Source organism: Flavobacterium sp. TR2 (assembly GCF_025252405.1).
Classification (GTDB): Bacteria; Bacteroidota; Bacteroidia; order Flavobacteriales; family Flavobacteriaceae; genus Flavobacterium.
Window position 1 is genome coordinate 2,941,720 of sequence record NZ_CP104307.1, and the last position, 22,944, is coordinate 2,964,663.

Genomic DNA, 22,944 nt, shown 5'->3' on the forward strand with positions numbered 1-22,944 from the left:
TTTTTGTTTTGCAAATTTTATTATTGATTTGGTATTCTGTAGAGACGCACCGCAGTGCGTCTCATGTATTGTGGATATCCGTTGCGAAGACGCACTGCAGCGCGTCTCTACATGAAATTTATTCTGGAAGATTTTTTATTCTTAAATCTGTTATTTTGATTTCTCCGTTTGTTATAAAACCTAGCTTTCCTTTTTGGTTTAAGTTGCTTTTTTCAAGAGAGCATTCTAAACTTGTTTTATCGTCAACAGAGAATGATAATTGATTGTTTAAGGCCTTAATTTTTACAGCGTACCATTTGTTGTTTTCTAATTGCATTGGCTTTCTAAATAAGGTTTTTCCGCCTCTTTTTCCATATGAGTCATCTTTTTTATCATAGACTCCGTCACCAATTACAATGTTTTGGTCAATTTGATACAAGTAGGTTCTAATATATTTTCCTTTGTCCAAATTGAGCATGATTTCAAATAAAGATGCGTTGGCCATATTGATTTTCAAATCGATTTCATAATTCTCTGGAAGCTGTTTTTTTGAAACCAAAACGCCCCATGGCGAAAGAGAACCTTTTCCTGTAAGGGTATCATTTTTTAGAATCCATTCTTTAGAATTAATCGTCCAATTTGATTTTAGTTCTTTTGATGTACTTAAAGTATATTCTTTTTTTACTGTTGAAATGGTGCCCGAACACGAAATCAAGATTAGTTGTAAAAGGAGAAATAGTGCAAATTTTGTTTTCATTTAATTTAATTCTGAATGGTATTTTATTTTTCCAATCGATCCAGTTTCAGCAGGCAAAAGCTCAAATACAGAAGTAGGAGCCAAGCCTGATTCTATACGGTGTGAAACATATAGGATAGCGACATTGGTTTCTTGCTTTATGGTATTGATGAGCTGAATGACTAAATCTACATTTTCGTCATCTAAACCTTCTACGGGTTCATCTAAAATCAATAAAGGCGGATGTTTTAAAACGGCGCGAACAATTAATGCGACACGCTGCTGTCCAATAGAAAGATCTATAAAGCGCTTTTTTCTCAGATGAGTCATTTCGATCACTTCAAGCCATTGCGTCACGATATTTTTCTGATGTGTTGTGGGTTCTGTATACAATCCGATTTGGTCAAAAAATCCTGAGAGAACCATTTGTTCCAATGTGTGGCCTTTTTGAAACAGATCCATCATAGAAGTGGCGTAGATTCCGATTTGTTTTTTGATATCCCAAACACTTTCTCCCGTTCCTTTTTTTCTTCCAAATAAGAATAAATTCTGCCCAAAACCTTTCGGATTGTCTCCTGTAATCAAAGATAAAATCGTGCTTTTTCCCGAACCATTGGGACCAACTAACTGCCAGAATTCGCCTTGTTTGATAGTCCAAGAAATGTTGTTGAGAATCTTTCTCTCTTCATAGCTTACCGAAACATTTTCGAGTCTGATTAATTCGTTTTCAGGAAAAGTATGCGTTTCTGTTGCTTTTGGAATTGCAGTTGTATTTAATGTTTTAAAATGATTTTCAGCTTTTTTAAATGGATGCAATTCGAATGTATTGTCTTTGATTTGAGCTTTATTTGGCACAAATTCAAGAACATCAACGGTACGATTTAAAAGCTGGATAATTGCAACATCATTGGTTAGATCTTTTAACGAATTGGCTAAAACTACTCGTGAAGCCTGATCCAAATGGTCAAAAGGATTGTCAAAAATAATGTAATCCGGTTTTTGATTGATGCAGTATTTTAAAAACTCTTTTTTGCGTTCGCCAGATGAAAAAGTTCGAAGCTGTCTGTGCGAATCTGGCGAAGCTTCGACACTGTCATACTGAAATTCTTTTTCTATAAATTTTTCGATTGCCATATCAGAAAACAATATTCCTTTTTGATTGTTAAAAACAGCCAAATCTCCAGTGGCTTCGCCGTTTAATATGTTTTCTATTAATTTCTTTTTATTTACCTGATTTGATAAAAGTATATCCCAGTGTTGCATTGTTTTTTTTATTTGTATTATTTTTTTAGCCACTAATTACACGAATTTTTACTAATTATAATTGATGAAAAATTTGTGCGAATTCATGAAATTGCTTCGCCTGTTCGCTATCGCTCGGGTCGTGGCAATGCATTTTTTAATCCTTTTAATCTGTGGCTAAAATATATTTTATTCTGTTTTTTGTGTTGCCATTTCGCGATCGTTTCTTGACCATTCGCTCCACGAACCCGCATATAATTTTGGAATCGGAAGTCCGGCGTAATCCATCGCTAATAGCGTGTGACAGGCTGTTACTCCAGAACCGCAATGGACGATTGTATTTTCTGGTTTTATATCTTTTAGAACAGCTTTATACTTTTCAGCTAATTCATTGGCTGGTTTAAAGAATCCGTTTTCATCCAGATTTTCTGTAAGCGGAACATTGATAGCTCCTGGAATATGTCCTGCGATTAAATCCAGAGGTTCTATCAAACCATCATATCTGTTTTTATCGCGAACATCGATTACAATATTCTGATCGTTTTTTCGGGCTTTTTCGACTTCTTCAATATCGGCTAAAGGCAGTTTCCATTCTTGAGAAGGATAAGCTGTTTTTTCAAAAGTTTCAATTCCTGCTTCGGTAGGAAAACCTGCTTGAATTGCTGATTGATAGCCTCCGTTTAAAACTTGAATTTTTTCATGCCCAACTGCACGAATCATCCACCAGAATCTAGCGGCGAAATTGGAGCCGTTTTTATCATCGTAAACAACAACATGATCTGAAGGTGAAATTCCTAATGAAGAAAGTGTTTTCGAAAAATCTTCGGAAGAAGGCAACGGGTGTCTTCCGCCATTTGCTGGATTATCAGGAACTGCAGCCAGATCACGATTTAAATCGGCAAAACGCGCGCCTTTTAGATGTTCTTTTTGATAATTTTCAAACGTGTTTGCGCCAGCTCTAGCATCAATTAAGACAATTGAATCTTGAAGCTTTAGTAATTCCCCAACGTTTATAATAGATGTAAGTGTAGCAGACATATCACGGTCTTTTTTTATGATTTATTTAAATGGATTAATCAGCAAATGCCTGACTGTAAAAAACTAAAAATGTATTATTTGTTTTATCATATCGAAGACATTCCCAATTGTTGTACACAGAACTTGTCGAAATGCAAAGGGTATTTTCTAAATTTGTTTTGGAACTTTTTTCTGAAAAACACCCGTCTTTCAATAAAAAATCTTCGTCTTTTGAGATGTCCGTAATTTTTACAGGGGGCGTTTCCAGATAGTATTGGGGATTTATTGTAATAGCGTCTTCATTTGCAATTAAATGTTCTTCGGCAAACTGATAGTCAAGCGTTCCAAAAGAATAACTGTTGCAATCGGCATTTTCTAAACCGTTTTTGACTTTCAGATCTTTATAAAGTTCAGCGTATGTGTTTGCTATTGCATTAAACAGTAAAATTTTAGTTCTGTTGTTTTTTGTGTCATAAACTATAAAAATATAATCTTCACTGTTTTTCTCAAATATACTGCCTTTTGCAAAAGAAAGCAATTGGTAATCAGTGTGTTCTTTGAAAAATTGGTTTTGTTTTTCATTGAGTTTTGCCGTTAGTTTAGCACTGATATTTGAAAAAAGTTTTTTGTCAGAAAGCTGTTTTAAATTTTCTCTTGTATTAAGAATTCTGTCTGTAAATTTAGGGTTGTCAAAAACAGAAATCTGATAATGAATGGTGTCAGTATTATCAATTTTAGTGGTTTTGATGCTTTCGTGTACCGTTTCCTTTTTAGTGTTAGTTTTCTCTTGCTGTTTTGTGTTGCATGAAAATAAAACTAGAGAAAGAAGAACGAAAGCTATTTTGATTTTCATAAAAGAAGTAATGGTTTAAAAGATTTTGTTTATTTTATGTAATTTATTTTTTCTTAGAATTGCCAAGCCATAGCAAAGCATTCAAAATTAGCTGACTCTGTGTTTTGTTTTCAAAAGTATACGATAAGGTTTTGTTTGTTCCGCTTTCATAATCAATATCATTATGTCCCATATTTATGTATGCCATTTTGTATTTTTTATTGGTCCAGACAACGGGGTAGTAGCCGCTATGCCAGATTTCATGGGCTTTTGGGCCAGTTCCTAACGGAAAACTCGATTCGTCTATCGCTAGCAAAATCTCAATATCTGGATTTTTGGTCAAGTCGTTAAACCACCTGTACCATTCATTTGGAGCAGAGGAGAAGGTTTTAGGCAGATTTTTGGTCACAGGATGCAGATTTTCTACTCTCAAAACTGCCGAAGTCGGTCTCCAAGTATTGCTGCCGTATTCGCCAGAACCTAAAAAAGTATTGTGATACCAGTTCCAGTCTTGCGGATATGTCGAATTGTTTAGTGCAAATGCCGAGAAATGAAACCCAATAAAACCGCCTCCGTTTTCCATATATTTCTGGAAAGTTTCACGCTGTTCTTTTTTTTCAGGACGCGTATCTAGAAATAGAACAATCTGATATTTGGATAAAAACTTAGCGTTTAAATTATCCCAATTGCTAGTTGAATCATACTGAAAATGATTTTCTTCTGCCAATTTCGGAAAGTATTTATTGGCTTCATGCACAAAACTGATATGCGCCTGATCGTTTTTTGCTGTGTAAAAAGCAATCACTTTAAATTTTGGATTTTCTTTTTTCTTTTGCGAAAAGACAGAAAAAGAAAGAATTAAAAAGAAAAATAAGATGCTTCTGTTAAAAATGGTTTGGTGGTTTTGGTTAAAAATAGTCATGAAGGGCAGAATAATTAAACAGGAATTTTTTCGATTAAAATTTCATGCTCAGATTTGTCAAAATAAGTGCAAGTCATTTCAATAATATCCACTCGCCATTTTGCAATGCCGCATTGCGCACAGTGATTGCAGAAAGTCATATAATCGGTTTCTCCATGCTGATGTTTTACCAAATTTTCGATAAAAAGCTCTTTGTTAGGAAAATCCGCCACTTTAATTTCTGCATATTTTTCTTCTGCAGCCGCTGTGTAATTATTTAATCCATAGTAGACAGTGCTTCCGTCATGCACAAAAGTGTCATATCCTTTTACGCCAAGAATTATTAAATCTTGAATATAATTTGGAAAATCTGCACCGCTTTTCACTTTTGAATGGGCTTCTTTTATTTGTTCTATTGTAAACATATTTATAATTTTAGATTGTTGATTTTAAATTTTAGATGTAAAAAGAGTTTTTATTTCAAAAATACGATTAATGATTTTATAAATGCATCAAAAGATTCTATATGTGGCAAATGTCCTGTATTTGGAATCTCCACCAGTTTTGAATTTGGAATTTCTTTCTGTGTTTTTTTTCCTAATTCGGCATAATTTCCCATTGTTTGTCTCACTTCTTCAGAAACCAATGGTTTTCCCAAAGCCGTTTTATCCCTCGTTCCGATAATCAATAGCGTTGGACATTTAATATTTTTAAATTCGTACAGAACAGGCTGCGTGAAAATCATATCGTACAAAAGAGCAGAATTCCAAGCAACAAGATCATAATCTGGCGCTGTTGTCCATCCTGCGCCAAGTTCGGCCCATTTTTGATAATTGGCATTCCATTTTCCGTCATAATAATTGGCCATTTGGTATTGCTTGATGCTTTCGTAATTTTGTTTTAACTCCGATTCGTACCACCAATCGACAGGTTTGTAAGGCACGACCAGTTTCCAGTCTTCTAAACCAATGGGGTTTTCTAAAACTAATTTTTCTGTGGTTTCCGGATACATCAATGCAAAGCGGGTGGCGAGCATTCCGCCCATCGAATGGCCTAAAACAGTTGTTTTGCTAATTCCTAAATGATCTAGAAGTTTTTTAGTGTTTTCGGCTAATTGCTGAAAAGTATATTGAAAATTGTCTGGTTTTGTCGATTTTCCAAAACCAATCTGATCGGGAACGATTACACGATAACCTTCTTTTGTTAGCGCTTTAATGGTGGTTTCCCAATAAGCGCCATTAAAGTTTTTTCCGTGAAGCAAAAGAACATTTTTCTGATTGTAGTTGCCGGGAATGATATCCATATAGCTCATTTTGAGATATTGGCGCTGGCTGCTGAGTTCTATAAAATCAACTGGGAAAGGATATTCATAATTGCTTAAATTAATGTCTAGCGCTTTTATATTTCCTTGTTGTCCAAAACTTAAGCAGGGAATTAATAGCAGTAATAGTTTCAGGATTTTCATTTTGGAGGCATTTATTTTTATGATTTATAAAGTTAAACCGAACCATTTTTAAAACAAAGCTTAAAATCTTAAAGTTATCAGAAAAAAAGCGTTGGAAATGGTTTCGGCGTTTTTAGTGTTAATAATCGATGATTTATTAAGTTTTTATCGATTAAATGAAGCTGATTATGAAAATAATGTATTTTAACGAATAATGTAGCACTTCAAAGGACTTCTTTTATTAACAGGAAAATAGTACGTAATTTTAATATCAGAATGTTGCAAGCCTAAAAAATAGTATTATGAAAAAGACAATACTTTTGCTCCTGCTCACAGTCCCCACATTTGCCCAAGAACTCAATACATTTGACTTTGCTGTTATCAACTCTACCTTAATTTCAGCAAATATTGACCTCGATAAAGGCCGGAGCGTTGTTGCGGCAAATAAAGATCAATACTCAGCTTATTTTCAGTATGCTCTCACGATGTGTGAAGACGATATTATTTTTGGCGCTGGAATTGACAAGTCTGAAATTGATCGAACTTATGTCGGCTACATCGGAAAAATTTGCGATAAATTTAGAGCTACAATCGGAATAGGATATGTAGATTCGAGAAGCGGTTACGAAGGAACTTTTACAGGTTTTAGCATTTCATGGCATTTTTCTGAAAACACCTACATCGGCGGAAATCTAGAAAATTTGCATTCGTCCATAATTGATTATGATACCGACGAAAGTTTTGATTATTATAAAAAACTGGTTCCCAAAGTTTTTGGAAGTTATGAAATTATCCCGAATGTGATTGCTTTTGGACAGCTGAGTTCGAGAGTAAATGATATTGCGCTAAAATATCAGGTTCGCCGATTTTCTGCGGGAGGATTTTATTCTGGTCATTCGGTAGGGGGGATTTTTGGAACTCTTAATGTCGGACGATTTGCAATTTCCTGCAGCACCACTTTTGAAAGGGTAAATTTTGGATTAAAGTTTGAATGACGAAATTTAAAATGCAATTTAGTTAAGAAGAAAAATCCCCAAAACAATATCAGTAGTTGTTTTGGGGATTTTTTATGTGGTTAGCTGCTGGTTTTATAACCCAACAAAATCATCACTTTTAGGGAAAATGCTCAAAGCTTGAATTGCAATTTCTGGTGTTGGAGAAGCTAGTTTGCGCAGTTTGGTATCCATCCAAGCGCCATCAACAGTGATTGTCGCACAAAGCGTATCATCTTCTCTTCTAAACTCATGAATGATTGACCAGCGTGAAGCATCGGCTTTCATTTTTGATGTTTTGGTATGAATGAATATTTTGTCTGAAAGCTTTAATTCTTTTCTGAAGACACATTCTTCTCTAAACAAAACAGGGCCAAAACCTTGTGTCTGCATTACTTTCAATGTTAATCCTAATTCTTCTAAGATTTCGATACGGTGTTGCGCGCCAAAATCGTAATAAGCACTGTGGCGAACGTGAAAATTTGGGTCAAGATCTGACCAGCGGAAAGATATTTCTTTTGTAAATGAAGCCATTTTGTAGTTGTAATTTTAATGAGAAATCGAAATTACGAATAAAAAACAAACGAATATCATAAAATTACTATGCGTGCATATTTTTTTATTGTTTTCCAATTTGCATCATGCTGTAAGACACTTTCAATTATGCTCTTTCGACTAGACAATTATAGCACCCTGGTCTTGCATTATGAATATGGATATACGCTATTTTTTCGTTTTCAAAAGTTCTAATGATGCTTTCCTCAAGAGTATTTCCTTCTGTGACAGACGCTTCCTTCATTATGCCGTTTTGGTCGTAACCGCGCAACGAAAGCAATCTGTGATGAAGCATATGCGGAATTTGGTTGGTTTCGAATGTTGACGTAGCGATTCTCTTTCGTACAAAAATTGGTCCGCTAGCTTGATAAGGCGAAGCCGTTTTATGATGGCTGTATGGCAATAGAATGACTTCTTCGCCAATTTCTGCATCTTCTAAGCTTATTCTGCACGGAAAACCAGGAAACTTATCGACAGTCATTTTAATTGCGCCAATTTTTTCAAGTTCTGAATCTGTTAAGTCGAATAAGCCTAAAAATTCGGTATGCTCTAAAGGCTTAATTTTAAAATTTGCTTTCATGATTTTTTTTAAGCAAAAGTCTTATTTGTTAGAATATAAAAAAATCCAGATCTTGCTGTATTTCTTTGAAAACTAGATTTACAGTGCCATTTTCTCTAATTCAACTTCCAGTTTATCGAAGTTTTCTTCATTTTTATCGACTACATAAGGTTTCAGTTTTTGGCATTCTGCTTCCGTTTCAAAAAGCATTTTAAAAACAACTTTTGTCTGGTTTTCAGCAACAGTTTCAAATGTTGCTAGAATCTGAAAAAGTGGTTTCGAATGTCGTTTCCATGCAATAAGATTGGGGCTGTCTATTTTGATAAATTCGCATTCGTTTTCAAAATTGCCTCTTTCAGGGCCATGCATTGTAAATTTCCATCTTCCGCCTTCGCGAAAATCAAATTCGTAAAAAGTGTTGGTAAAACCTTTTGGTCCCCACCAATTCTTTAAATGTTCAGGCTGGCTCCATGCTTTAAAAACAAGTTCCTGCGGGAAATTCAAAACTCGTATCGTGACAATTTCTGAATCGGGTGTTGTGGAAAGAATATCTGAGGTCATTTTTTGAAGTTTTAAATTAAACAAAAATGGACAGTTATAAAGTTACGTTATTTTTAGATACTTTTAAACTTATCCATTTCTGCCTTAATTTGTATTTAAACTAGTAATCCGTTTTCATTTAGGTGTTTAAAGATAATTTTGTCAACTTCGGATATTATTTCAAGATCCTTATAATTTAGCCATTTAATTTCTTCAATTTCATTGCTTTCCTGTGGAGTTCCTTCGTAGTCAGCTTTATAACAGGTCATCTTTACAATAATTCCGTCAGCTGCCCCATCTGATTGCGCTTTAAAAGTTCCGAGATACTCTATAGATTTTGGTATGATTTCTACATTTAATTCTTCTTGGATTTCTCTAACTAAAGTTTGCTCATCGGTCTCGTTATGCTCTCTTTTTCCGCCAGGAATGTAATATTTATTTTTTCCTTTTGATCTTGTGCTTAAAATTTGACCGTTTTCAATTTTAATTAATGCAATTTTATCAATTTCAATCATTATGCTTTTTTTTTAAACTATATATTTTTTTTAGGCTTTTATTTTTATGGATGTCTTTTTCTATTGTACATCAATTTATATTCTTCGGTTCTATTTTTGTATTTTCTTTTATTAAATATTCTAAAGTAAAAAAAGTATATCAAAGGAACTGCAACAACTACAATCAACATTAAAAAGTCAAATATTCCATAATAGGAATTAATTTTTTCACCATTAATAGTTAGTATTTTTGAGTTCGTATTCCCTGCGTGTAAATTTTTAGAAACTATTCTGTCTCCAACATTAATCGTGTAGTTTAATCTTTCGTGTGCTGTCAAATATAGAATATTTTTATTGTTGTTGATTTCATATTCGAATGCATATAATGTTCCGCCCTTATTATAATTCGAAACTAAATTTACTTTGGTAACTGTTCCTGTTACAATATCGCTTTTATCAAAATGTTTTACATTATAGTAGGTAGTTGAAAAAGAAGTAATGAAAAGAAGTAAAGCGATAAGGTTTATAATAAAAATTGCAATATATCTCTTCATTTTCTTTAAATTATCAGATGCTTTTAAAATTGGTTTTTTCGTAAACTTCTCGTTAGGTTAATTTGTAGTAAATTCATAAAAAGCTACTCAAAAAAACGAGTAAATATATTGTTTTTATTACGGTTCATCAAAGATATTTTAATTGGTTGGTTTTATAAATTGATGAAGGCATAATAAGAAATAGGAAAGTCAGTCAGTGCTTAAAATGACATAATTGTGTTGTTATGCCATACTTGTCATGTCTTAAAAATGTCATGTTGTCAGACGATTATTGGTGTGCCAAAAGCAAAACTGACAATTTACATCGGTTTTTTATATTGGCACAAAGATTGACTTATGCCACCTGAGTTATTAAAATTAAATCAAAAATTAAATATATAAAAAATGGGTAAAATAATCGGAATTGACTTAGGTACGACGAACTCTTGTGTTTCTGTAATGGAAGGTAACGAAGCAGTTGTTATCCCTAACGCAGAAGGAAAAAGAACTACACCATCTATCATCGCTTTTGTTGAAGGTGGAGAAATTAAAGTAGGTGATCCTGCAAAAAGACAAGCAGTAACTAACCCTACAAAAACGATTGCTTCTATTAAACGTTTCATGGGACACACTTTTGCAGAAACTGAAGGTGAAGCAAAAAGAGTTCCTTACAAAGTAGTAAAAGGTGACAACAATACTCCACGTGTGGATATTGACGGTCGTTTATACACTGCTCAAGAATTGTCTGCAATGACACTTCAAAAAATGAAAAAAACTGCTGAAGACTATTTAGGTCAAACAGTAACTGAGGCAGTTATTACAGTTCCTGCATACTTTAACGATGCTCAGCGTCAAGCTACAAAAGAAGCTGGAGAAATCGCTGGTCTTAAAGTTATGCGTATCATCAACGAGCCAACTGCTGCTGCACTTGCTTACGGATTAGATAAAAAAGGAAATGATCAAAAAATTGCTGTTTACGATTTAGGTGGAGGTACTTTTGATATCTCTGTTCTTGAATTAGGAGACGGTGTATTTGAAGTATTATCTACAAACGGTGATACTCACTTAGGTGGTGATGATTTTGACCAAGTTATTATTGACTGGTTGGCTGATGAATTCAAAACTGAAGAAGGTATTGACTTACGTTTAGATCCAATGTCTTTACAGCGTTTGAAAGAAGCTGCTGAGAAAGCTAAGATTGAATTATCTTCTTCTGCTGAAACAGAAATCAACTTGCCATACGTAACGGCTACTGCTTCTGGACCAAAACACTTAGTGAAAAAATTAACTAGAGCTAAATTTGAGCAATTATCAGATGCATTAGTAAAACGTTCTATGGAGCCAGTTGCTAAAGCATTAAAAGATGCAGGTTTATCTACATCTGATATTGACGAAGTTATCCTTGTAGGAGGTTCTACTCGTATGCCAAGAATCGCTGACGAAGTGGAGAAATTCTTCGGTAAAAAAGCTTCTAAAGGAGTTAACCCTGATGAGGTTGTGGCTATTGGAGCTGCTATTCAAGGTGGAGTTTTATCTGGAGATGTAAAAGATGTATTGTTACTTGACGTAACTCCTCTTTCTTTAGGTATCGAAACTATGGGTGGTGTATTGACTAAATTAATTGAGGCTAACACAACTATCCCAACTAAAAAATCTCAAGTATTCTCTACTGCTGCTGATTCTCAACCATCTGTTGAAATCCACGTATTGCAAGGAGAAAGAGCAATGGCTGTAGATAACAAAACTATCGGTCGTTTCCACTTAGATGGTATTCCACCAGCACCAAGAGGAGTTCCTCAAATCGAAGTAACTTTCGATATCGATGCTAATGGTATCATCAAAGTTTCTGCAACTGACAAAGGAACAGGAAAATCTCACGATATCCGTATCGAAGCTTCTTCTGGATTAACAGCTGAAGAAATCGAAAAAATGAAAAAAGATGCTGAAGCTAATGCTGATGCAGATAGAATTGCAAAAGAAAGAGCTGAGAAATTAAACGAAGCTGACAGTACTATTTTCCAAACTGAAAGTCAATTGAAAGAATTGGGAGATAAATTGACAGACGAGCAAAAAACAGCTATCGAATATGCTTTAACTGAATTGAGAATGGCTCACCAATCTCAAGATCTTGACGCAATCCAAAAAGGATTAGACAATGTAAATGCAGCTTGGAAAACAGCTACAGAAGCAATGTACGCTCAAGGAGGTGAAGGACAGCAAGCTGCTCCACAACAAGAGCAATCTTCTGGAGACAATGTTGAAGACGTTGAATTTGAAGAAGTAAAATAATTTACTCCGTAAAGACGTGCTACAGTGCGTCTTTACAAAAGAATATTGAAAACCGAGTCAGAAATGGCTCGGTTTTTTTATTGGTATGAATTAACTGTATCGACACACTGCTGCGTCTAGCTTAGGTTTTTTACAAACTGATATTTGTCATTTCCTGTTCAAATTCTTTTTCGTAATATTACTATTGTAAAATTTTCGTGAATGAGAAAGATAAAATACAAGAAAGGACGCAAGCTCCAACACATTACTTTAGAGTACACTGGCACGCATAAAGAGCACGAAACAGAGATGCAGCTTTTTGTATATAATGATGCTGATGTTGTCGAATATGATAAGTTTACTGTTTTGGCTCTAAATTCTTGTTTTGATTATACAAAAAACAATTGGCTCAATATTCACGGGCTTAATGATATCAATCTCATTAAAACAATCGGCGCACATTTCAAATTGGACGATTTTCTTCTTGCCGATATCTTGAACACTACCAAAAGAACTAAATTAGAAGATCAGCAAGACATTCTGTTCTTCAATATAAAATCGCTCCTTCCTTCTGAATATTCAGATAATATCAGTGTAGAACAATTGAGTTTTATTCTGAAGGACGGTATCTTAATTTCATTTCAAGAAAAACGCAGCGACTTTTTTACGCATATCCGTGAGCGTCTGCGTACGCACGCCGGAATCGTTAGAACCAAAAAGGTAGATTATCTCTTGTATCTGCTTTTAGATGCTGTAATGGAAAATTTCTACATTACATTGGAAGATGAAGAAGACAAAATCGAAGATTTAATCAATTTGACTAAAAAAGATGCTAAACCCGTTATTTTGGAGAAAATTGAAAATCATCGCGATAATTTGAATTTCTTAAAACGTTCCATTGTGCCGCTTCGAGATTCGCTTTATTACTTGAAAACGAAGAAAGATGATGACGAGGATAATGGTTTGATTCAAAAAGAGACATTTAATTTCTTTATCAGGCTGCATCAGAAAAGTTTGGAGCTTTTAGATCAGATAGAATCAGATATGAGCGCTTTAGAAAGTGCTTCTAATTTTTATTTTTCGGAACAAAGCCGAAAAATGAATGAAATCATGAAAACGCTGACGATTATATCAGCCATATTTATTCCGCTTACTTTTATAGTGGGAGTGTACGGAATGAACTTTGAAAATATGCCTGAACTCAAAATGAAGAACGGCTATTTTGTAGTTATGGGCGTGATGTTTTTGCTGGTTATAGCCCTAATCATATATTTCAAAAAACGACGCTGGTTTTAGTTTCCTTTTAAATTTGAAGAATTTGATTTTCGTAAATTTGGTATTTAGAATAAAAAAATAATAATTATGAGTAAAGCAATATATATAGCCACAAGCGACCATAATAGCGGTAAATCGATTATCACGCTAGGTTTGATGAGTATCTTGATTGGCAAAACAGCCAAAGTAGGATATTTTAGGCCTATAATCGAAGATTTTGTCGATGGTGAGGTAGACAATCATATTGAGACTGTTTTGTCGTATTTTAACCTTGATATTGCGTTTGAAGATGCCTATGCCATCACCAAAAGCAGATTGATCAAGAAAAAGAACAAAGGGAAAATAGGGGAGGTTCTAGATTTGATCATTGAAAAATATAAAAAACTAGAAGAACGTTTCGATTTTGTTTTGGTTGAAGGAACAAGCTTTACTGGAGAAGGAACCTCTATCGAATTAGATTTGAACGTTTTAATTGCTAAAAATCTTGGTATTCCGACCATAATTGTGGGTTCAGGAGTTGGTAAAACTTTAGAAGAACTTTTAGATAGCCTTTACTTAGTTTACGATTCCTTTAAAATCAAAGAGGTTGAAGTTTTGTCTGTTTTTGCGAATAAAGTACAGCCGGAAAATATCGAATTGGTTACCAATAGCCTGAAAAAAAGTTTGCCTTCAAATGTATTGATCAATACAATTCCGCTTATTTCAAGTTTGAACAATCCGACGATGCAGGAAATTGTAAACGAGCTGAATGCAAAAGTCTTATTTGGCGAAAACTATTTGAACAACGAAATTGGGCATTATAGTGTAGGAGCGATGCAGCTTCATAATTATTTGGTGCATTTGAATGACAATGCTTTGGTGATTACTCCAGGAGACCGTTCTGATATTATTTTAGGGGCTTTACAAGCAAATGAATCGGCTAATTATCCAACTATTTCAGGGATCATTCTAACAGGAAATATAGTGCCAGAAGAAAGTATCTTAAAACTTATTGAAGGACTTTCTGCCATTGTTCCAATTATTGCTGTTGATGGAGGAACGTATCATATCACCAATAAAATAGGTTCTATAAAATCTGAGATTTACGCCAACAATACACATAAGATTGAAACATCAATCAATACTTTTGAAAAATACGTTGAAATTGAGGCTCTGTCACAACGAGTAATTACTTTTCAGCCTGAAGGCATGACGCCAAAAATGTTTCAATACAATATGGTGAAAAGAGCCAAGCAGCACAGAAAACATATCGTATTGCCAGAAGGAAATGATGATAGAATTATTACGGCAGCATCAAGATTGTTGGATATGGATGTAGTTGATATTTCGATTATTGGAGATAAAAAGCAAATAGAAAGCAAAGTTGCAGAACTCGGACTTACATTTGATTTTTCTAAAGTAAACATCATCAATCCAATAGAATCTGAAATGTATGAAGATTATGCCAATACTTATTATGAGCTTAGAAAAGCTAAAAACGTGAGTATTACAATGGCAAGAGATTTAATGGAAGACGTTTCTTATTTCGGAACGATGATGGTTTATAAAGGGCACGCTGACGGAATGGTTTCTGGTGCAGCGCATACAACACAGCATACCATTTTACCAGCATTGCAATTCATTAAAACAAAACCAAATTCATCTGTAGTTTCTTCGGTATTCTTTATGTGCTTAGAAGACCGCGTTTCTGTTTTTGGAGATTGCGCTATTAATCCTAACCCGACGGCAGAACAATTGGCGGAAATCGCTATTTCTTCTGCCGAATCAAGTTTAGCATTCGGAATTGAACCTAAAATTGCCATGCTTTCTTATTCTTCTGGATCATCAGGAAAAGGAGATGAAGTTGATAAAGTAAGAACGGCTACAGCAATCGTAAAAGAAAAAAGGCCTGATTTAAAAATTGAAGGTCCAATTCAGTATGATGCTGCAGTTGATTTAAGCGTCGGAAAAAGCAAAATGCCAGATTCAGAAGTGGCTGGACAAGCCAGCGTATTGATTTTCCCTGATTTAAATACAGGAAACAACACCTACAAAGCCGTTCAGAGAGAAACTGGGGCTTTGGCAATCGGTCCAATGCTGCAAGGTTTAAACAAACCTGTAAACGATTTGAGTCGTGGCTGTACTGTAGATGATATTATCAATACAGTAGTAATTACCGCCATTCAGGCACAAGGAATGTAAATTCAATTAAAAATAAATTACTTTGAGTTTGCAGCGTTAAAACTTAGAACCTTAGCAGCTCAGCATCTTAGCAACTTTAATAAAAAATGAAAATACTAATTATAAATTCAGGAAGTTCTTCAATTAAATACCAATTAATGGTAATGCCAGAAAACCAAGTGATATGCTCTGGAATGATTGATCGAATTGGCTTAGAAACTTCAAACGTAACCTTTAAAACCGCTGCAGCTTCTCGCGAAGAAACAATTGCAATTCCAAATCACAAAGTAGGTCTGCAAAAAGTAGCCAATATGCTTTTGGATGTTGAAAAAGGAGTGATTAAATCGACTTCAGAAATTGCGGCTGTCGGTCATCGTGTGGTGCATGGCGGAAGCGATTTTAGCGCTACAGTAAAAATTGACGAAAAAGTTAAGGAAAAAATCAAGCAGCTTTTTGAATTGGCGCCTTTGCATAATCCTGCCAATTTGGAGGGAATTAATGTAGCTGAGGAGATTTTTAGCTCTGCCGAGCAAATAGCTGTTTTTGATACTGCTTTTCATCAGACAATGCCAGAAGTAGCTTATAAATATGCTATTCCGAATTATCTTTTGACAGAAAATAAAGTTCGTGTTTATGGTTTTCATGGAACAAGCCACAAGTATGTTTCTGAAAAAGCGATTAATTATTTAAAAAACAATTCTAAAATAATTACCATTCACTTAGGAAATGGCTGCAGTATGGCCGCTGTTAAAAACGGAAAATGTATTGATACCTCAATGGGATTCTCGCCTTCGAACGGTCTCATTATGGGTACACGCGCAGGTGATATTGACCAGTCTGTTGTTTTTTATATGATTAAAAATTTAGGATACACTCCAGATGAGGTAAATGCAATTTTACTTAAACAAAGCGGTATGCTTGGTCTTACTGGCTATAGCGACTTACGCGATATTGAAGCAGAAGCAGAAAAAGGCAATAAAGATTGTGTGCTGGCATTACAGATGAATGCCTACAGAATTAGAAAAACGATTGGTGCTTATGCGGCTGCTTTAAACGGATTGGATGCCATTGTTTTTACAGCAGGAATTGGAGAAAATTCATCTTATATGCGTAATTTGATTTGCACGGATATGGATTATTTCGGAATTGAAATTGACACAGGAAAAAATGAACTGCGTTCAAAAGAATTAAGAGAAATCAATTCAGAAAAATCAATTGTAAAAGTTTTGGTTGTTCCGACAGATGAAGAATATGAAATTGCCAATCAGGTTTTTCAATTGCTTGAAAATTAAAAAGTTTTATCTTAAACTTAACTATAGGCTTCCTTTGGGAGCCTTTTTTATGCTTTCAGTTTAAGTTTTTTGTCAGTATCTTTGAATTCAAAAAATAACATCTTGAAATCGATACTTTTTAAAACCGTTTTCTTCTTTTTCATCGCTTTACAGCTTCAAGCCCAAGAATTACTTCCTTTTGTCGAAAATTATAGCAAATCAGATTATCAGGGAGATAATCAGATTTGGAATGTGGTGCAGGGTAATGACAATGCAATGTATTTTGCCAATAATCACTATTTGCTTCGTTACGACGGAGTAAAATGGGAAAAATATACACTTCCGAACAAAACCATTATTCGATCTATTTTGATTGAAGGCGATAAAATCTATTCAGGATCTTACAAAGAGTTTGGTTATTGGTATAGAAAAGACGGAACTATGCATTATGTCTCGATTACCAAAAATCTCAGATTATTTGATGAAAAGGATAATGAAGAAATCTGGAAAATATTTAGGTTTAATGGTTCTCTCTATTTTCAGTCTTTTAATGATGTTTTTATTTATAACGGAAAAAAGATTAAGAAAATTAAGTTCCCTTTTCTTATTTCGTATTGTTTTGGAGTAGATGAAAATTTATATGTTGCTTCGGTAAGGGATGGAATTTTTAAAATGAATGGCAAGCACATTGCCAATCCAAAAGGATGGGGCGTTTTAAAAAATACTGTTGTTCACGCCATTGAAAAGTTTCAAAACAGAACCTATATTTTTACGCAGAAAAAAGGTGTTTTTATTGTAGAAAAAAATGGATTAAAGAGCTGGGAACATCCAATAAATGAAACTCTAAAATCGGCAACAATAAATGTGGCAAAATTTGTCAAAAATGATAAGCTGATTGTCGGAACTGGAAACCGCGGAATATTCATTTTAGACTTAAAAAATAATTCCTATAAAAATATTGAACGCGACAATGTTTTAATGAACAATTCGGTCTTAAGTTTAGGATTGGATAAAGAAAATGATCTTTGGGTTGGTTTAGACAACGGTATTGCGCACGTTGAGGTTAATTCTCCAATTTCGTTCTTTTACGATAATTCGGGAATTTTAGGATCTGTGTATGCGGTGGCAGCAATTAATAAAGGGTATCTAATTGCTTCTAATCATGGAATTTTTGAATACAGCGCTGGAAAATTCAACATGATGCCTAATACGCAAGGGCAGGGCTGGAACATCTCTCTAATTGACGGAAAATATATTATTGGCCATAATGACGGAACTTTTTCATACGAAAATGGTACGCTGACCAAAATAAATGGTGTCAGCGGCGGCTGGAATATGTCTAAAAGCAGTATCAACAATACTTATTTTCAGTCTACCTATAGCGGCATTTTGGTTTATGATGATCCATCAAATATGTCTCATTATAAAATCATCAAAGATTTGGCAAAACCCATAAAGTATGTGGCTCAAAACAAAAAAAATGAAATTTGGGCGGCAGACAATTACCGTGGTTTGTATCGTGTTCTGCTAGATGACAACTATAACACGCTAAAGGTTGAAAATGTTACCCAGCAGAGTAAAATTCAAAACGATTTTGGCATTAAGATTTTTGAATTTAGAAAAGAAATACTTTTTCTAATTAATGATTCTTGGTACACTTATAATTCTATATCCAATAAATTGGAAGAAAATGAATTGTTCAATACAAGTTTCAAGAATGTAACCGATGTGGTGTCTATAGACGAAGATCATTTTATGGTTTTGCAAAACGGAATCTTGTATCATATTTATGCCCAAGGAAACAAGTTTGTCTGGAATATTATTCAAGAGAAATATTATAAAGGAAAATTGATTAATGAGAATCTAAGAATTTTCAAGAAAGACAATTATTATTTATTTAATCTAGATGACGGATTTATTTCGCTTAAACTCCAATATGAAAACAAACAAAATTCAGGAGTAAAAGTCGAAGCATTTAATAATGATGTTTTAACGCCAAACGAAGAGAAAATTAAATTTAATACCGAATTAAAGATTAATGTGATCTCTGGAATTTACGGAGCAAGCAAACCAAATTTATTTTATAAAATAGATAAAGACAAAGATTTTCTTGCCATCTCAGAGGGATCGATCGTTTTGAATAATTTAAGCAGCGGCTATCATACGGTAGAAATATTTAAACACGATGGTGCGACATATGACAAAGTTGCATTCTATAAATTTAAAGTGGCACAACCATGGTATTTTTCTTTCTGGATGATTCTGCTCTATTTTCTTGTTATAGGAGCCGTTTTATTTTTCTATTATAAATGGAACAAATTCCGTTATATGCAGAAATTAAAATTGCAGGCTGAAGAATTAAAACATCAGAGAGAAATTCTTGAGATGGAATTGAAGAAAGAAAATGAACTCAATATACAGGAATACGAAAAACACATTTTGGAGCTAGAATTGCAGGCAAAATCTTCTGAAGTGGCGGGCAAATCATTATCAATTGCCAAGCAGACAGAAATGATTGATAAAATTCAAGGTATTTTGGAAACTGAAAAAGATTTTGGCAAACTTAAAAATGAAATTAGAAAAGCAATTAAGATTAATGAAGTAAATAAACACGAATGGGAAACTTTTGAAACCAATTTGAATCAAATCCATAACGAGTTTATTATTAATCTATCCAAAAAATATCCGCACTTGACTCCAAAGGATATAAAGTTGTGTGTTTACCTTAAAATGAATCTTTCTTCTAAAGAAATTGCTCCTATGATGAATATCTCATTTAGAGGCGTAGAATTGCACAGGTATCGTTTGAGAAAGAAGCTAAATCTTACTCAGGACGAAAACCTGTCAAAGTTTTTATTAAGTCTGTAAGATTTGATTTTATTTTTTAAAGAATTTATATTTTTCCGTATCATTTTTTATATAATTACGATACATCATTACTACATCATAATGATATGTTAAAGCATTTTATTTAACATTTATCTATTTGATAATCATTGTAATAACGTTAAATTTTAACATAATGATGTAGCTATGCTGTAGTGGTATTTGATGTACTACAACGTTGTAATTGCTTAATTTGGCTCCACTAACTTAAACGATTACGTACTGTATGAAAAATTTTATTTTTAGCTTTTTAGCGCTCTTGTTGCTGCCTACATATATGATGGGGCAAGCGCAAGCAATCAAAGGAAAAGTAGTAGACAGTAGTGGAATGGGAGTTCCGGGAGCAATTATTAGTGCTTCAGAATCTAGAACTACTGCTGATGCTGACTTCGATGGTAATTTTACCATTAATGCTAAAGTTGGAGAAACCTTAAAAATCTCCATGCTTGGTTTCGACTCAGTTTCTATTCCAGCAACTGCAGGAGACATGAAGATCACTTTAAAAGAAGCTGGCGATACAGCCTTAAAAGAAGTGGTTGTTATTGGTTACGGAACCAGAAAGAAAATTGATAATACTTCGGCAATTACTTCATTAAAAGCAGAAGATGTTACCAGAACAAAAGTAATGAATGCTTCTCAAGCTATTCAAGGTAAAGCTGCCGGAGTTCAGGTTACTTCGTCAGATGCTCCAGGAAGCACACCTTCTGTAGTAATTAGAGGTTTAGGTACTGCATTAGGAGGAAGAAATCCTTTGTACATTGTTGATGGAATGCCTACTGAAAACATCAACAACATTAATACAAATGATATTACGTCTTATGAAATTCTTAAAGATGCTTCATCTCTTGCTATTTATGGTACAAGAGCAGCAAATGGGGTTATCATTATTACTACTAAAAAAGGTAAAGGAGACAAAGTTTCTGTAGAAGTTGAAAGTTTTGGTGGTGTTAGAACACCGCTTAAGAAAGTTAAAATGGCCGATGCAAATCAATATGCTAGCTATACAAATGCTGCTTTAGGAACAAACAGATTCTCTACAAATCAGCCTGTTAATACAAACTGGTTTGATGAAATTACAAGAACTGGTACGTATACTCAAAACAATATTTCAATTTCTGGTGCTTCAGAAAATGTTAAATACTTTTTCAGTGCAGGTAACTATCAGGAAAAAGCGATCCTTAACGGTTTAGACTATAGCCGTACAAGTTTTAGAAATAATAATGAATTCAAACTTTCTAAAAAAGTTACTATTAATCAAAACTTTAGCTTTACATCAGCTAATTCTACGCCAAAACCATTGAGTGCATTTACAAACGCATACAAACAATCATCAATTGTTCCTGTTCATTTTGCAAATGGCCAGTATGGAGCACCTTTTGCTGATGCAAGCGGAGTAGCAAGCCCAACCGGTACATCTTTTAATAATGTTGGAAATCCTGTAGCTCAATTAGATTTCTACAATGAAGAACAAAGAAGTATAACACTTCAAGGTGGTGTGAAATTGGATTACGAAATCTTAGATGGTTTAAAGTTTACTTCACAATTTAATGGTGAATACTATACTTGGAAAAATTACAATTTTGAGGATACTAAAAATGTTTGGTTAGCTGCTAATCCAACTCGTAAAGATGCTGATTATTCAAGTACAGACCCTATCAATTTACTAACTAGAGGTAGAGAGGAGTATTTTAACTGGAACTTGTCTAACTATTTGACTTATAATAAAGTATTTGGAAAAATTCATGATGTTGAATTAACGGCAGGTATCGAAACTTCTGTAAAAGGTCCTAGACAAAAATTAGTTATTACAAGAAAGAATGTAAGTCCAGATTCTAACTATTGGTCTTTATATAATGCAAAAGATGCTAAAGGTGTAGATTATTCTGGTACTGTTACAAATTTACAAGATATCGTATTCAACGAGAGTAAATTAGCTTCTTATTTTGGACGTGTTCAATATAAATTAATGGACAGATACTTAGTAACTGGAACTATTAGACGTGACGGATCTTCAAACTTTGCAAAAGATTACCGTTGGGGAACTTTCCCATCTGTAGGTCTTGGATGGATTATGACTAAAGAAAACTTCTTGTCTGAAATTAAAGGAGTAGATTTAATCAAATTAAGAGGAAGCTGGGGTAAATTGGGTAACCAAAATGTGCCATTAAATAGCCAAAGTTATAATTCTGGATTAAACAGTTATTTAGGTGGTTCAATTTTATACGAAGGAACAAGTATCACTTCTCAAATTGACCCTACTTTAACATGGGAAATTACAGAAGAATCTTCAGCTGGTGTTGATTTCGAATTTTTAGATAGCAGATTGAAAGGATCTTTTGATGTGTACAATAAAAACACTGATAACGTAATTTTATATGTAAAACCTTATCCGACTTCTGGAATTACAACAGCTTCTCCTTCTCATGTTGGTGAAGTTTCAAACAAAGGTTATGAGGTTTCTTTACGTTGGGATGATAAAATTACAGACGATTTAAGCTACTGGGTTGGAGGTAACTTCTCTCACAATAAAAACGAACTTACAAGTTTAAAAGATGTTTCGTTATCTCAGGTTATTGGAGGTAATTTAGGAAACGGACAAGATACTAAATTGTTATACAACAACTCAATTGGCCAGCCATTAGGTAGTTTTTACCTATATGAGTACGCAGGTGTAGATCCAGCAAACGGAAATATGCTTTATTATAATGCAGCAGGAAATAAAGTAACACAAGATGCTTTATCAGCAACTGAAGATAAAAAATATGTAGGTTCAATTTTGCCAAAAGTTAACTACGGAGTTTCTTTAGGATTGGTTTACAAAAACATTGATTTCTCTGTTGACGGATATGGTACTGGTGGAGCAAAAGTTTACAATGGTAAAAAAGCGCAACGTTTTGGAGGTGAAAATATTGAAGCTTCTATGACTAATGATTATTGGACACCATCAAATACAACTTCACAAAATCCAAGACCATTTAATACAGTTCCAGTTGCTTCAACTTACTATATGGAATCTGCAGATTTCTTTAGAATTAACAACATTACTGTAGGATATAAACTTCCTTTAAGAGGTGATCAATTCATTAGTTCTTGCAGAATTTATTTTAATGCGATCAACCCATTCATTACACAGAAATTTTCTGGATTCTCTCCTGAGTTAAATGCAGACGGAGATCCTTATAAACTTCAAGGAATTGAATTGGATGCGTACCCAACATTAAGATCATTTGTAATTGGTGCTAATTTAAAATTTTAATATT

19 protein-coding genes are annotated in these 22,944 nt (G+C 34.0%); 7 read left to right on the forward strand and 12 right to left on the reverse strand.

From position 1 onward, the window contains the following. Positions 1–118 precede the first annotated feature (118 nt). From N4T20_RS12980 to N4T20_RS13010, 7 genes are all read right to left on the reverse strand, one after another. Complete coding sequence (locus tag N4T20_RS12980; RefSeq protein ID WP_260669561.1) at positions 119–736, reverse strand: hypothetical protein; 618 nt, start codon at positions 734–736, stop codon at positions 119–121. After that, on the reverse strand, positions 737–1,978 hold the full coding sequence (locus tag N4T20_RS12985; RefSeq protein WP_260669562.1) for an ATP-binding cassette domain-containing protein: 1,242 nt from the start codon (positions 1,976–1,978) through the stop codon (positions 737–739). A 168-nt stretch (positions 1,979–2,146) separates the two neighbouring features. Next, a complete protein-coding gene (locus N4T20_RS12990) occupies positions 2,147–2,995 on the reverse strand; it encodes a sulfurtransferase (RefSeq protein WP_260669563.1) in 849 nt (282 codons plus the stop codon). A gap of 34 nt (positions 2,996–3,029) precedes the next feature. Beyond that, positions 3,030–3,827: a hypothetical protein gene (locus N4T20_RS12995; protein ID WP_260669564.1), complete on the reverse strand. Its 798-nt coding sequence runs from the start codon at positions 3,825–3,827 to the stop codon at positions 3,030–3,032. A gap of 43 nt (positions 3,828–3,870) precedes the next feature. Further along, positions 3,871–4,728 carry a ThuA domain-containing protein gene (locus N4T20_RS13000; RefSeq protein WP_260669565.1) on the reverse strand — a complete coding sequence of 286 codons (858 nt, stop codon included), beginning with the start codon at positions 4,726–4,728 and terminating at the stop codon, positions 3,871–3,873. A 14-nt stretch (positions 4,729–4,742) separates the two neighbouring features. Beyond that, the gene (locus tag N4T20_RS13005; protein WP_260669566.1) at positions 4,743–5,132 is read right to left on the reverse strand and encodes a DUF1398 domain-containing protein; all 390 of its coding nucleotides are present in this window, start codon (positions 5,130–5,132) and stop codon (positions 4,743–4,745) included. A 50-nt stretch (positions 5,133–5,182) separates the two neighbouring features. Next, the gene (locus tag N4T20_RS13010; protein ID WP_260669567.1) at positions 5,183–6,172 is read right to left on the reverse strand and encodes an alpha/beta fold hydrolase; all 990 of its coding nucleotides are present in this window, start codon (positions 6,170–6,172) and stop codon (positions 5,183–5,185) included. A 281-nt stretch (positions 6,173–6,453) separates the two neighbouring features. Here N4T20_RS13010 and N4T20_RS13015 point away from each other — a divergent pair, with 281 nt between their 5' ends. Continuing rightward, positions 6,454–7,146, forward strand: a complete 693-nt coding sequence (locus N4T20_RS13015) for a hypothetical protein (protein WP_260669568.1) — start codon at positions 6,454–6,456, stop codon at positions 7,144–7,146. Between the two features lie 93 nt (positions 7,147–7,239). On the opposite strand, the gene N4T20_RS13020 is transcribed toward N4T20_RS13015, so the two are convergent. The 5 genes from N4T20_RS13020 to N4T20_RS13040 form a co-directional block, all read right to left on the reverse strand. Beyond that, positions 7,240–7,677, reverse strand: coding sequence for an acyl-CoA thioesterase (locus N4T20_RS13020; protein WP_057122622.1), 438 nt, complete (start codon positions 7,675–7,677; stop codon positions 7,240–7,242). A gap of 127 nt (positions 7,678–7,804) precedes the next feature. Continuing rightward, positions 7,805–8,278, reverse strand: coding sequence for a DUF1203 domain-containing protein (locus N4T20_RS13025; RefSeq protein ID WP_260669569.1), 474 nt, complete (start codon positions 8,276–8,278; stop codon positions 7,805–7,807). Positions 8,279–8,356: 78 nt separating this feature from the next. After that, positions 8,357–8,818, reverse strand: coding sequence for an SRPBCC family protein (locus N4T20_RS13030; RefSeq protein ID WP_260669570.1), 462 nt, complete (start codon positions 8,816–8,818; stop codon positions 8,357–8,359). 95 nt (positions 8,819–8,913) lie between these two features. Further along, positions 8,914–9,312 (reverse strand): NUDIX hydrolase, encoded by a 399-nt coding sequence (locus tag N4T20_RS13035; RefSeq protein WP_260669571.1) that lies wholly within the window; start codon positions 9,310–9,312, stop codon positions 8,914–8,916. Positions 9,313–9,356: 44 nt separating this feature from the next. Continuing rightward, positions 9,357–9,845 carry a hypothetical protein gene (locus N4T20_RS13040; RefSeq protein ID WP_260669572.1) on the reverse strand — a complete coding sequence of 163 codons (489 nt, stop codon included), beginning with the start codon at positions 9,843–9,845 and terminating at the stop codon, positions 9,357–9,359. Between the two features lie 384 nt (positions 9,846–10,229). Between N4T20_RS13040 and dnaK the strand changes: the two genes are divergently transcribed. The 6 genes from dnaK (at position 10,230) to N4T20_RS13070 (ending at position 22,940) form a co-directional block, all read left to right on the forward strand. Continuing rightward, a complete protein-coding gene (gene dnaK, locus N4T20_RS13045; RefSeq protein ID WP_260669573.1) occupies positions 10,230–12,113 on the forward strand; it encodes a molecular chaperone DnaK in 1,884 nt (627 codons plus the stop codon). A gap of 201 nt (positions 12,114–12,314) precedes the next feature. Next, entirely contained in the window at positions 12,315–13,388 is a 1,074-nt protein-coding gene (gene corA / locus N4T20_RS13050) for a magnesium/cobalt transporter CorA (RefSeq protein WP_260669574.1), read from the forward strand. A 66-nt stretch (positions 13,389–13,454) separates the two neighbouring features. Further along, the gene (pta, locus tag N4T20_RS13055; protein WP_260669575.1) at positions 13,455–15,548 is read left to right on the forward strand and encodes a phosphate acetyltransferase; all 2,094 of its coding nucleotides are present in this window, start codon (positions 13,455–13,457) and stop codon (positions 15,546–15,548) included. 86 nt (positions 15,549–15,634) lie between these two features. Then, positions 15,635–16,819, forward strand: coding sequence for an acetate/propionate family kinase (locus N4T20_RS13060; RefSeq protein ID WP_260669576.1), 1,185 nt, complete (start codon positions 15,635–15,637; stop codon positions 16,817–16,819). 102 nt (positions 16,820–16,921) lie between these two features. Next, positions 16,922–19,666: a LuxR C-terminal-related transcriptional regulator gene (locus N4T20_RS13065; RefSeq protein ID WP_260669577.1), complete on the forward strand. Its 2,745-nt coding sequence runs from the start codon at positions 16,922–16,924 to the stop codon at positions 19,664–19,666. A 244-nt stretch (positions 19,667–19,910) separates the two neighbouring features. Beyond that, positions 19,911–22,940 carry a SusC/RagA family TonB-linked outer membrane protein gene (locus N4T20_RS13070; RefSeq protein ID WP_260669578.1) on the forward strand — a complete coding sequence of 1,010 codons (3,030 nt, stop codon included), beginning with the start codon at positions 19,911–19,913 and terminating at the stop codon, positions 22,938–22,940. The last annotated feature ends 4 nt before the right edge of the window (positions 22,941–22,944 follow it).